This is a genomic window from Dyadobacter beijingensis DSM 21582 (assembly GCF_000382205.1).
In the GTDB taxonomy this organism is placed as follows: Bacteria; Bacteroidota; Bacteroidia; order Cytophagales; family Spirosomataceae; genus Dyadobacter; species Dyadobacter beijingensis.
In genome coordinates this window covers 632,050-644,352 of sequence record NZ_KB907788.1, presented here as the reverse complement: position 1 = coordinate 644,352, position 12,303 = coordinate 632,050, and the positions used below count along the sequence as shown (strand labels likewise).

Sequence of the window (12,303 nt, the reverse complement as noted above, 5' to 3'; positions counted from 1 at the left end):
CGGTATGAACAAACAACTTCTATCAAAACCCCCATGCAGGCCGCCATTCCGGACGATGTTCTGGCGCGTGTGCGTTGCATTATGCGTGACGCTGCTCGTACAGGCAGCCGCGTTCGCGCAAACGGCCGCCGATGAGACGCTCATCAGCGGTGAAGTCAAAGACGAAAAAAGCAGCGCCATCCCCGGCGCGAGCATTGTGTTACAAGGCACCGCCAAGGGTACCACCACGGATGTAAACGGTAAATTTTCCCTCGCGGTGCCGAAATCGGGCTCGGTGATCATCGTGAGCTTCCTGGGCTACAAGCGGCAGGAAATCGCGGTAGGCAACCGCACCAGTTTCGATGTGCAGTTACAGCCCAGCACCGACGAGTTGCAGGAGGTGGTCGTGGTGGGCTACGGTACACAGCGCAAGCAAACGCTGACGGGCGCGATCTCCAACATTGTGTCGGAGCAGATCAAAACGACGACGCACACCTCGCTCGCTCAAAGCTTGCAGGGAAAGGTGGCCGGCGTGCAGATCCGCCAGAATTCCGGCGAGCCCGGTTCGTTCAGCACCAGCATTAACATACGCGGCTTCGGCGAACCATTATACGTGGTCGACGGTGTGGCCCGTGACGGCGGTTATGAATTTCAAAAGATCAACCCGGACGATATCGAGAGCATTTCGGTGCTGAAAGATGCCTCCGCGGCGATATTCGGTATCCGCGCGGGCAACGGGGTGGTGATCGTGACGACGAAAAAAGGCAAGCAGGGCAAGCCGCAGTTCAGCTACAACATGGTATACGGCCGCCAAAGCCCTACCGACGTACCTAAAATGACGAGTGCGTTACAATGGGCCGAGATGCGGAACGATGCAGCGAAGAATCTGGGCGAAAACCCTGTGTTCACGCCGGAAGAAATCGCGAAGTTCCGCAGCGGCGCGCCGGGTTACCAGGGCACCGATTGGTATAAGGAAACTCTGAACAAATCTGCCAGCCAGCAGCAGCATTTCATCTCGGCGTCGGGCGGCGAAGGGGTAGTGAGCTATTTCACTTCATTTGGTTACCAGAAAGAAAACGGCCTGCTCAAAAGCGGCGACATGGGCTACCAGAAGTACACTTTCCGCTCTAATATCGGCATCGACCTCACCAAGAACCTCCGGGCGGACCTGATTCTCTCCGGGCTATTCGATAAACGGGACCAGCCGGGCGATAACTTTTTTAACATCTATAAAGGAACCCGCATTGCATTGCCTACCGAGCGCCCATACGCCAACGACAACCCGCGTTACCCCGCATTGCTGAGCGGCGGCTACAATCCCGTGGCCTTGGCCGACAGGGAACTGACGGGCTATTCGCAGGAGGCAAACAAGTTCTTCCAATCGACTTTCGCATTGACCTACACCGTACCTTTCGTGCCGGGACTGCGCATTAAGGGGCTGGTGGCATACGACAGCAACAACTACCGCGCGAAATCCGTGTCGAAAGCGTATAACCTCTATACCTACGACGCGGCAACGGACAAATACACGCCGCACGCGCAGCGCAACCCGTCGCGGATCGGCAACAATTTTACCGACAACAACCGCATTACTTTCCAGGGGCAGTTGCTGTACAACACGGTGATCGCGAAAAACCACAACCTCGGCGCAACGCTCGTGTACGAGCAGCAGGAATCCCATAACCGCTGGGCGGGGCTGGGCCGCGAATATGCATTCTTCACGAACGACCAGATCGACCAGGCGGGGCTGAACAACCAGACCACGAGCGGTTCAGAGTCGGAATATGCGAGCCAATCGTACGTAGGCCGTTTGAATTATGATTACAAAGAGAAATACCTGCTTGAAGTGGCGGCGCGCTACGACGGTTCCTACCGCTACCATCCCGACCGCCGCTGGGGCTTGTTCCCGGTCGTATCGGCAGGCTGGCGCGTTTCGGAAGAGGGTTTCATGAAACAGATCCCCTTCATTTCAATGCTGAAACTGCGCGGTTCGTACGGGCTCGTGGGTGCGGATGCGGGTGCGCCGTTCCAGTATGTGCCCGGCTTCTCGCTTACGGGCGGCGGCGGGTATGAGTTTACCAACGGCAACTACACCACGGGCGCCGCCTCGCCGGCGATCGTGAACGAGAAGCTGACCTGGTTTAAATCGAATATCAAAGACGTGGGGATCGATGTCGGCCTTTGGGATAACAAAATCGACCTTACCTTCGACATCTACCAGCGCGACCGCAAAGGGCTGCTCGCGCGCCGGAACGTATCGCTGCCGAACACCTTCGGCGGTACGTTGCCCGAGGAAAACCTGAACAGCGACCGCGTGCGCGGTATCGAGTTCTCGGCAGGCTACAATGGCCAGATCCGCGATTTCAAATACGGCATTTCGGGCAATTTCAACTTCGCCCGCACGCAAAACCGCTATGTTGAACGCGGCGAGTTCCTGAGCAGCATGGACAAATGGCGCGGCGGAGCTACCAACCGGTGGAACGACGTGGTATGGGCTTACCAGCTCGAAGGCCAGTTCCAGAGCAAGGACGAGGTTATTTACGCCCCCATCCAGAACGGCGACCTCGGCAACACCCGCGAGCTGCCCGGGGATTTTAAATACAAAGACGTGGACGGCAACGGTGTGATAGACGGCAACGATGCGATACCGCTGTTCTTCGGAGGCGATCCTAAAATGTATTATGGCGTGACGCTGAACGCATCGTGGAAAGGTTTCGATTTCACGGCATTGTTCCAGGGTTCGGGCAAATACAGCGTGCGCTTCCGAGAGGTGTATGCCGAAGTATTCGCGTTCCGCGGCAACACGCCGGAGTATTTCTATGACAGATGGCACCAGTCCGAAGACGGACAGTGGATTCCCGGCGAATGGCCTGCCTCGCGCTTCAATTACAATGTGGGCGCCATGTACGCCGAGAGCGGCGCATGGCGGAAAGATGCTTCCTACCTGCGTTTCAAAAGCGCACAGCTGGGCTACACGTTTAACCTGCCGTGGCTGAAAAAGATCGGTATCAACGACGTCCGGGTGTATGGCAACGCGCACAACATCTTCACCTGGGCCGATTCGTTCGTGAAACCGTTCGATCCGGAAAAAGTGGAAGGGCTTTTCGGGGCGGGACTTACCTACCCTGTTACGCGGAGCTACAACTTCGGTATCAATGTCAAATTTTAATATTAATTGATAATGAGATATTTAAAACATACCCTAACCCTGCTGGTCGTGCTGGTAGCGATGAGCTGCGGCAATGTGCTCGACAAGCAGCCGCTGGATAAGTTACAGGGTGAAAACCTCTTTTCGAACCCTGAGGGCGTGAAGCTGTACATGGCGAACCTGTATTACCAGCTGCCGATCGAGGACTTTACCTTCTTCCGCCAGGGCTTCAACTGGAACACCGGCGACCCGAACAACGGCGGCTTCGCCCCGGCCATGTCGACCGACGAGGCTGTGCATACCGAATTCGGTGATTTTATCGGAGATGGTGATTTTCAATGGTGGGACCAGGGTTACAAGCTGATCCGGGACGTGAATATCCTGATCGACATTATCCCTACCCTGGACGTTACCGACGACGAACGCAAAGCGCTGATCGGCGAAAGCGCATTCATTCGCGCATATGCCTATTTCGCGCTGGTGAAACGCTATGGCGGTGTGCCTTTGATCACTTCCGTACAGAAGTATGAGGGCGATGTGGAAGCATTGAAAGTGCCCCGCAGCACCGAGAAGGAAACCTGGGATTTTGTCATGAAAGAATGCGATACGGCTATCTCCAACCTCGGCGACTCGTGGCCGGGAGGCGAACGCCGTGCGACCAAATGGGTAGCCTATGCCTTGAAATCCCGCGCCGCATTGCATGCCGCGTCTCTCGCCAAATACAGCGACCGCGCCCCTATTTCAGGCACCGCGGTAGATCAGAAGCTGGTGGGCCTGGACAAAGCGGCGGCGGCAGAGTACTACAAAGCGGCCATCGATGCTTCGGAAGCGATCATCAATTCAGGCAAATTCAGCTTGTTCAAACCCTCGCCCGCCACGCCCGACGAAGCGGCAAACAACTACCGGCTGCTTTTCGAAGATCCCAACAACGCGCCGGAAGAAGTGATTTTTATCAAAGGTTACGCGAGACCGGGCTCGGGCACAGGCCACAACTACGGCATCTGGTTCCAGCCTAACCAGACCGCCAACGGCTGGCCGCACCCGGGCCGCATGAACCCGACGCTGGAACTGATGGACATTTACGAAAGCTACGACAAGCCCGGTGAAAGCGCTCCGATTGCCACATCCGCCGCCGCCAACGACCTTACGGATTATACCGGTTTCAATGCGTCGAAACAATACAAAAGGTTCGATACCGAAAACGATATTTTCAAAGGTCGCGACGCGCGCATGTGGGCGACGATGATCCTGCCCGGAACGAGCTGGAAAGGCCAGAAAATCGTAATCCAGGCCGGATTTATCAAGCCCGACGGTGCGGCGCAGATCATGGGCGGCGACCCGTTCACCCACAACGGCACGACGTACTATACCTACGGCGCGTCCGACCGTACCAAATACTCGGGCTTCGATACCTGGGGCGGCAACAATACCCGTACGGGCGTGAGTTTCAAGAAGTTTTTAAATGAAGGACTCAACATCGCCCCGGGCTGGAACCAATGCGTGACCGACTTTGCGGATTTCCGCTATGCCGAAATCCTGCTCAACTACGCCGAGGCCATCGCCGAAAGCGGCACGGGCGACAAAGTGAAAGGTGCGAAAGCATTGAACGACATCCGCCGACGGGCCGGTCACAAAACCGAGATCCCATTGACAATCAACAATGTGATCCGCGAACGACGCGTGGAGCTGGCATTCGAAAACAAGCGTTTCTGGGACCTCATCCGCCGCCGCGAATACCATACGCTGTTCAACAACACGATGCGCCACGCATTGCTGCCGATCCTCGACCTGCGCGCGACGCCCGCGAAATACATTTTCGTGCGCATCAATGTGCCAAGAAGCAACCCGTCGACATTCGACTACCGCCAATACTACCGCTACATCCCCGGTATCGGGGCGAATGGCCTGGTCCAGAATCCGCAGTATTAACAGGCTGTATGCTTTAAGCAATAGGCTATATGCTCACGCTCGTGTGCGAAAAAAGCTTAAAGCTTACAGCATACAGCTTAAAGCAAAAACCCCATTTAAACAATGAAACAAATACTAACCTATATTCCCGCCCTGCTGCTGCTTTTCGGCGCAGGCGCATGCAGCGTCGACAATTACCCGGCGCCCGATTCACAACTCTACGGTACTTTTCTGGATGCCGAAACCAATGAGCCCGTGGAGCAGGACATCATCCGCGGCAGCACGATCGAATTCATCGAGCACGGGTATGCTTCGCAAACCAAGCAGACGATGATCGTCAAAAACGATGGGAGTTACCGCAACAACCTCATCTTCGCGAACACGTACACGATCACGCCCGTACGCGGGAATTTTGTACCGATGACCGCGCAGGAAGTAACGATCAAAGGGGAAACGAAACTGGATTTCAAAGTCCAGCCCTACATTCGCGTGAAGGAAGCGAGCATTGAAAAAGTGGGCACCAAAGTCGTAGCGAAATTCAAATTGCAGCAAACCGTGATCAATAATGTGCGCAAAATCGGCCTTTACGTGCACCCGGAGCCGTCCGTGGGCGAACCCGTACGCGTGGCGCTGGCCGAACAGGAGATCAATGGCAAAATCGACCCGAACAAGGTGTACCAGGTGGAAATCGACCTGCCGTCGAACAGTAACGTCCTGAAAAGCGGCAATCAGTATTTTTTCCGCGCCGGGGCCATCATAGACGCCCCGGAATCGAAGTTTAATTATGCCAAAGCGGTGCGGTTGGCATTGTAAGTGAACGGCCGTAGGCTTCAGGCTATAAGCTATATGCCTACGGTCTTGAATATTAAACCAAACTCAATTAAACAAAAAGCTTACAGCTTACAGCCTAGTGCTTACAGCCCCACGCTTACAGCCCCCAATGAAATTATTCAAACTCCTGTTCTGCCTCTCGATCATCTCAATCGGCTGCAAAGGCGGCGGCGATGCTCCCAAAACCGAAGACCCGAAACCGGTTGAAGAAGTCAAATACGACGAATCACATTCTCTGTTCAAAAGCTATAAAGGCCTGGTCATGGCGGGTTACCAGGGCTGGTTCACTGCCGAAGGCGATGGCGCCGGACGCGGCTGGCACCACTACCAGAAATCCGGCAAGTTTGAACCTGGCTTCGCATCGATCGATTTCTGGCCGGACGTGACCGAATACGCCAACACTTACAAGACCACATTCAAATACGCCAACGGCGAAGCCGCGAAAGTGTACAGCCCCTACGATGAACAAAGTGTGGACCTGCATTTTAAATGGATGAAAGAACACGGCATCGACGGGGTATATATGCAGCGGTTCGTAGTAGAGGTCAAAGGCGAAAGCGGCAAACGCCATTTCAACAAAGTGCTGGCCAACGCATTGAAAGCTGCCAAAAAGTACGGCCGGGCGATCAGCATCATGTACGACCTCAGCGGCTCGACGTCCGCGGATATGGACTTCATTGCCAAAGACTGGGAAGAGCTGCAACAGCTGTTCAGGCTTTTCGATGGCCAGGAAAACCCGACTTACCTACGGCACAACGGCCGCCCGTTACTCGCCATCTGGGGCATTGGCTTCAACGACGGCCGCAAATACACCATCGCCGACATTCAGAAACTTGTTGAAAAGGTAAAAGGCCCGACCAAGAAGGCGTCCATATTACTCGGCGTGCCCTATTACTGGCGCGAACTCGGCCGTGATACGGAAAACTCGCCCCTGCTGCACACGGTCATCAAGCAGGCCGACATTATCATGCCCTGGGCGGTAGGCAGGTATAATGCCGCTACCTATACCAACGTCGCCGGCCCGAACCTTCCTGCGGACATCGCCTGGTGCAAAACGAACAAGATCGATTATGCGCCGCTGGTATTCCCGGGTTTCAGCTGGGGTAACCTCAAAAACGACCATTCGCTCTACAACCAGATCCCCCGCAACAAAGGCGAGTTCTTGTGGCAGCAAATCGCCGGCGCCAAGATGTCCGGCGCCGAAGCCCTCTACGTAGCCATGTTCGACGAGGTCGACGAAGGCACGGCCATCTTCAAAACCGTCAAAGAAGGCCAAACCCCGCTAAATGGCGACGGCCGGTTCGTAGGGATCGAAGCAGATCTGCCTTCGGACTACTACCTGTGGCTGGTGGGCCAAGGCGCGAACTGGTTTCATGGAAATGGTGAATACAGCATCGCGAAACCGGCTCGTAAGTAGTTGATAGCGGAAAAACGCAAAGCCGCATTTTTCCCCATTTTTCACTATGTTTAAACAAAATAGAACCCAAAAGTCTGTTTGTTAAAACATATTATATGAAAATTACATTTTCTCTGATCATTTCTTTCTTCGTTGCGTCATTTCACGCGTTTTCCTTTGCCGGGGAAGACAAAAATTTGAAAGCACTTCCCCGCATTGCGATCGCCGGCCTGGGTATCGAGTCGAGCACGTTCTCGCCTGCCCGGACGGAAGAACCGGCTTTCAAGGCCAAATACGGCGAACAGATCTTTACCTCCTACCCCTTCATGGCCGCGGATTCCAGTTTGCGGAAGCGCGCGGAATGGCTGCCGGCACTCGTAGGAAAGTCGCTGCCGGGCGGGATGGTAACACGTGCGGCATATGAATCGCTGGTGAAGCAGACGCTGGAATTACTGAAAACGAATGGCCCGTACGACGGCTTGTACTTCGATATTCACGGCGCGATGAGCGTTGAGGGGCTGGATGACCCCGAAGGCGACCTGATTACCCGCATTCGCGAGGTGATCGGCAAAAAAGTGCTCATTTCGACCTGTATGGATTTGCACGGCAATGTGTCGTGGCGCCTCGCGCACCATACCGACCTCATTACCTGCTACCGGATGGCGCCCCACGAGGACGCTATGCAATCCAAGCGCCGGGCCGTTGCCAATCTCCTATCGCGTCTCGAAAGCGGGAAGGGTAAACCCGCGTACAAGGCGTGGATTCCAGTTCCCGTCTTGCTTCCCGGCGAAAAAACGAGTACCCGCATTGAGCCTGGAAAATCGCTTTACGCGAAGGTAGCACCTGCTTCCGTGCAGCCGGGTGTGATTGATGCCGCCATGTGGGTGGGTTACGCGTGGGCGGACGAGCCTCGTAACCACGCCGTCGTGATGGTTACGGGCGACGATAAGGCCAAAGTGACCGAAAGCGCCGAAATGCTTGCCAAAAGCTTCTGGGATGTGCGCAAGGAATTCGCATTCGTAGCGCCTACCGACGATCTCAAAGGGGCATTGAACAAAGCGCTCGCCAGCAACAAACATCCGTTTTTTATCAGTGATTCGGGCGATAACCCTACTGCGGGCGGTGCAGGCGACGTTACCTGGACGATCACCGAAATCCTGAAACGCCCTGAATTCCAGCCCGAAAATGGCCCTTCGCTCATTTATGCATCCATTCCAGGCCCCGAACTCGTGGAGGCTGCCGTGAAAGCGGGTGTTGGCGGTAAAATTGATGCCTATGCCGGCGCGAAAGTCGATGCGCGATTTGCGCCGCCGGTGCATTTGGTGGGAACGGTGGAAGCGATCCATCACGGTGATGTGAATGCGGAAACGGAAGTGGTAGTCAAAGTGGGCAGCGTGCGCGTGATTGTGACGAAAAAACGGAAGCCTTACCACAAAGAAGCGGACTTCACCAGATTGGGCCTCAAACCCCGCGAATCGGATATCGTGGTGGTGAAAATCGGGTACCTCGAACCGGAACTGTACAACATGCGCGCCGACTGGATTTTGTCCCTCACGCCGGGCGGCGTGGATCAGGATTTGGAGCGGTTGCCGTACAAACGCATCAAACGCCCCATGTTTCCACTCGACAAGGATATGAAAGATCCCGATTTGAAGGCAAAACTGGTGCCGTCGTCAGACTCGCTTTAAGGTTATTTGAAATACAAAGCCGGCTGTCCATTTACACGAACGGCCGGCTTTTTTATGAATACATTTATCGGCTATCAAGCGCAAATGCGACGGCGGCATCGGAATGGATACGCGTTGTATCAAACACGGGTACCGGCACGTCGTCCTGATTGAGCACCACCGGAATTTCGGTGCAGCCCAGGATGATCCCCTCTGCGCCCTGCGCGATCAGTTCATCGATGATCGCGAGATAGCCCTTTTTAGTCTCGTCCCTGATAATGCCCTTTCCCAGTTCGTCCCGCAGGGTGTTTTGTATGAAATCACGGGCTTCCTGCTCAGCGGGAATAATCGGTTCAATGCCCAGGCTTACCAGTTTATCTTTATAAAAATCCATTTCCATCGTAAACTTCGTTCCAAGCAGCCCCACTTTCCGAAGCCCCGCCTGCCGGATAGCCGCGGCGGTTGCGGTGACAATATGGATTATCGGAAGGCTAATTTCAGCTTCCAGTCGGTCGGCAACGGCGTGAGCCGTATTGGCGCAAAGCACAATGGCTTCGGCTCCCGCTTTTTCGAGATTCCGGCAGGCATCCAACAGAATGCGAAAGGTGTCGTCCCATTTACCGGCCGTGTTATTACTTACAAACGCATTGAAATTCACCGAATAGATCATGCATTCGGCATAGTTTAACCCACCTAACTTTGCATTGATACCCTCGTTGATAAAACGATAATAATCGACGGTCGAGACCCAGCTCATACCGCCTACGAGACCTAACTTCTTCATTTTTGTACTGGTGTAGTTAAAAAAACTCAGGCATTATCACGGCCCGAAACGCTGCCTGTCACCCAGAGCAGGAATAATGCATTGAAAATCAGTGTGAGAGGAATAACCGATAGGTTCTTAAAAAACAATATGATCACCCATTCCGAAGACTGTTCGGCGATGATGTTGTTTATTTTGAGTTTGTAATAGAGGCAGGTCTGGTAGGCCGTGTAGTCGATCAGCAGGTTGATCACCCAGGCGATCAGCAGGTAAATCACAAAACTTGCGAGCAACGACCGCCATTCGGACCTCAGGCGGACGACCGCTTTTTGCCAGTTTTCCTTCCAGGCTTTGCCGCTGGTGAGCATCAGTTTTATCCTAAAAAAACCTTTTTTCAAATGCGTGAGGCCCAATGCATATACGAAAAGTAAAATCCGGGCCGATTCGATCACCACTTCCATGACTACGTGCAGTGTGGGAGAAATCGACCCAAATGCGCCGAGCTGTACTATCCGGCCGACGGCGGCAATGAGGCCAAGACCAAGTACGATGAGGTAATGGCTACGGAAAAACAGAAGCGTTTCGCGCAGCCACGCGACGTTTTGAATAGTTCTGATGTTTGCTTTCATGGCGTTTATAGTTTTTGGTAAATTAAAAAATCCGCTCTGAAAATGCACTTACTTGTGCGCCATTTTCAGAGCGGATAACCGATATTCAAACTGAATGTGCTGCCGCTAACCATCACAGCACTCGTCCCTTACCGGCTCGATTTCATCGCTTTCACCGTTTTCAGGTCGCTATCCTTTAACTTTTTATACTCCGGACTATCGCACGCATATAGCGCGATCTTCCCCTCCTGATCACTGTGCACGCCCCAGCCATACCGTTTGGTAAGCGGCGAGGCCCGCAGGCAAGCCTGACCTTTGGAAAAAAATTGTCTCCGTGCCTCTTCCAATTCGCTCTCGGTAAGGTCTTTCCGCTCCGCGAAAACCTGGAACAAGACGTCGTCAGAAGTGAATTTATAAGGATTTTTGCTGATCATTTCGAACTGCATGTTCGCGACGGTTTTGACATCGCCTTTCACCGGCGGTACTTCGCCCGCAGTCGCAGGACAATCGTCGGCGACCTCGATCAGCGTGTTTTCGTAATTGGTGGTATGGACTTTCATGACATGCTTTTTGCGTGCAAACTAGGGCTTTAATTGACAACAGTATGTCAGCAGACCCTGCATTTATCAAAAAAATCACACCGACTAAACAGCCATTTCCTCCGCTTCAAACCGCTTCGACCGCTTCATGTCACGGAATGCCCATTCGGCCATCGCATTGATCACCGATTCGAGTTCCCGGCCGCTTTCCGTCAATGTGTAAGTTACAAACGGCGGCACGACAGGCTTGGCCTCACGGATGAGCAAACCGTCGCTTTCCAACTGTTTCAAATGCTGGATGAGCATTTTTTCGGTGATGTGCGGCATCGCCTTCTTGATCTCGCTGTACCGCTTGCTGCCCGCCAGGAGATGGTAGAGAATGATCGGTTTCCAGTGCCCGCCGATCTTGTTCATCACATACGTAACGGGGCATTCCTGCATTACAATCTCCCGGTTCGCATTGTAAGTGGAGCTTTCTTTAATTTTAGTCATACATACTCTCGGGTAAGTACTTGTCAAAAAGTAAGTACAAATATAGCTTTGTCCCATCAAAAAACAATTCAAAAACGACATGAAATACATCATCACAGGTTCACTCGGTAATATCAGTCTGCCGGTCACCAAAAATCTCATTGCAGCCGGTCATTCAGTAACCGTTATCAGCAGCAACCCTTCCAAAAAAGCACCCATAGAAGACCTGGGCGCCGAAGCGGCCATCGGGTCGGTGCAGGACGAGGCCTTCCTAGAATCGGCATTTGCGGGCGGCGACGTCGCTTACCTGATGATCCCGAGCGATTTTTCACTGAACGATTATGCTGCATTCCAGCGCGAAGTGGCCGATAAATATGTGCAAGCCCTTCGATCGGCCGGGATTACGCGTATCGTGCTTCTGAGCAGCGTCGGCGCACATTTGCGCCAAGGCGCGGGACCGATCGACGCGCTGGGATATTTGGAGGAAAAACTGGCGGCCATTCCGGGTTTGCAGGTCAAAATCCTGCGTCCTTCCTATTTCTTCAACAACCTGTACAGCCAGATCGGCCTCATCCGGCAGGCAGGCATCGCGGGCAGCAACTTCGGCAGCACCGATGAAAAGCTAGTCCTGGTAGATACCGACGACATTGCGAAAGTAGCCACCGAACAACTGCTCGCCCCATTCACCGAGCCGCAGACGATCACCTACATCTCCAGCGACGAGCGTCACCCGTCCGAAATTGCGGCGGTATTAGGCGCGGCCATAGGCAAGGAAGGCCTGCCCTGGGTCCCCTTTTCCGATGAAGATTCCTACAACGGCATGCTCCAAGCCGGCCTGAACGAAAGCTTCGCCGGCCTCTACCGCGACATGGGCCAGGCGCTGCAAAACGGCACAATGCAGGAAGATTACTGGAAAAACCGTGGGGAAATCAAGGGCAGTTTTAAACTGGAAGATTTCGCGAAACGGTTCGCGGGGGCATATCAGGGGTAGTA

At 53.9% G+C, this 12,303-nt stretch carries 10 protein-coding genes; 6 read left to right on the top strand and 4 right to left on the bottom strand.

Going from position 1 to position 12,303, the window contains the following annotated elements:
- The first annotated feature begins 4 nt into the window (after positions 1-4).
- The 5 genes from H144_RS0116180 (at position 5) to H144_RS0116160 (ending at position 8,950) form a co-directional block, all read left to right on the top strand.
- Positions 5-3,148 (top strand): SusC/RagA family TonB-linked outer membrane protein, encoded by a 3,144-nt coding sequence (locus H144_RS0116180; RefSeq protein ID WP_026350743.1) that lies wholly within the window; start codon positions 5-7, stop codon positions 3,146-3,148.
- Between the two features lie 12 nt (positions 3,149-3,160).
- Positions 3,161-5,056: a RagB/SusD family nutrient uptake outer membrane protein gene (locus H144_RS0116175; RefSeq protein ID WP_019943132.1), complete on the top strand. Its 1,896-nt coding sequence runs from the start codon at positions 3,161-3,163 to the stop codon at positions 5,054-5,056.
- A gap of 102 nt (positions 5,057-5,158) precedes the next feature.
- On the top strand, positions 5,159-5,848 hold the full coding sequence (locus H144_RS0116170) for a DUF3823 domain-containing protein (RefSeq protein ID WP_019943131.1): 690 nt from the start codon (positions 5,159-5,161) through the stop codon (positions 5,846-5,848).
- A gap of 127 nt (positions 5,849-5,975) precedes the next feature.
- Positions 5,976-7,283, top strand: a complete 1,308-nt coding sequence (locus H144_RS0116165; RefSeq protein ID WP_019943130.1) for a glycoside hydrolase family 99 protein — start codon at positions 5,976-5,978, stop codon at positions 7,281-7,283.
- Positions 7,284-7,378: 95 nt separating this feature from the next.
- Positions 7,379-8,950, top strand: a complete 1,572-nt coding sequence (locus H144_RS0116160) for a M81 family metallopeptidase (protein WP_019943129.1) — start codon at positions 7,379-7,381, stop codon at positions 8,948-8,950.
- Between the two features lie 64 nt (positions 8,951-9,014).
- Here H144_RS0116160 and H144_RS0116155 read toward each other — a convergent pair whose 3' ends face one another.
- The 4 genes from H144_RS0116155 to H144_RS0116140 all read right to left on the bottom strand — a co-directional run bounded on the left by H144_RS0116155 (position 9,015) and on the right by H144_RS0116140 (position 11,331).
- Positions 9,015-9,713 (bottom strand): aspartate/glutamate racemase family protein, encoded by a 699-nt coding sequence (locus tag H144_RS0116155; protein ID WP_019943128.1) that lies wholly within the window; start codon positions 9,711-9,713, stop codon positions 9,015-9,017.
- Between the two features lie 26 nt (positions 9,714-9,739).
- Positions 9,740-10,321 carry a hypothetical protein gene (locus H144_RS0116150; protein WP_019943127.1) on the bottom strand — a complete coding sequence of 194 codons (582 nt, stop codon included), beginning with the start codon at positions 10,319-10,321 and terminating at the stop codon, positions 9,740-9,742.
- A gap of 128 nt (positions 10,322-10,449) precedes the next feature.
- Positions 10,450-10,860 carry a DUF6157 family protein gene (locus tag H144_RS0116145; protein WP_019943126.1) on the bottom strand — a complete coding sequence of 137 codons (411 nt, stop codon included), beginning with the start codon at positions 10,858-10,860 and terminating at the stop codon, positions 10,450-10,452.
- A gap of 84 nt (positions 10,861-10,944) precedes the next feature.
- Positions 10,945-11,331: a winged helix-turn-helix transcriptional regulator gene (locus tag H144_RS0116140; RefSeq protein ID WP_019943125.1), complete on the bottom strand. Its 387-nt coding sequence runs from the start codon at positions 11,329-11,331 to the stop codon at positions 10,945-10,947.
- A 79-nt stretch (positions 11,332-11,410) separates the two neighbouring features.
- Between H144_RS0116140 and H144_RS0116135 the strand changes: the two genes are divergently transcribed.
- Entirely contained in the window at positions 11,411-12,301 is an 891-nt protein-coding gene (locus H144_RS0116135) for an NAD(P)H-binding protein (protein WP_019943124.1), read from the top strand.
- The last annotated feature ends 2 nt before the right edge of the window (positions 12,302-12,303 follow it).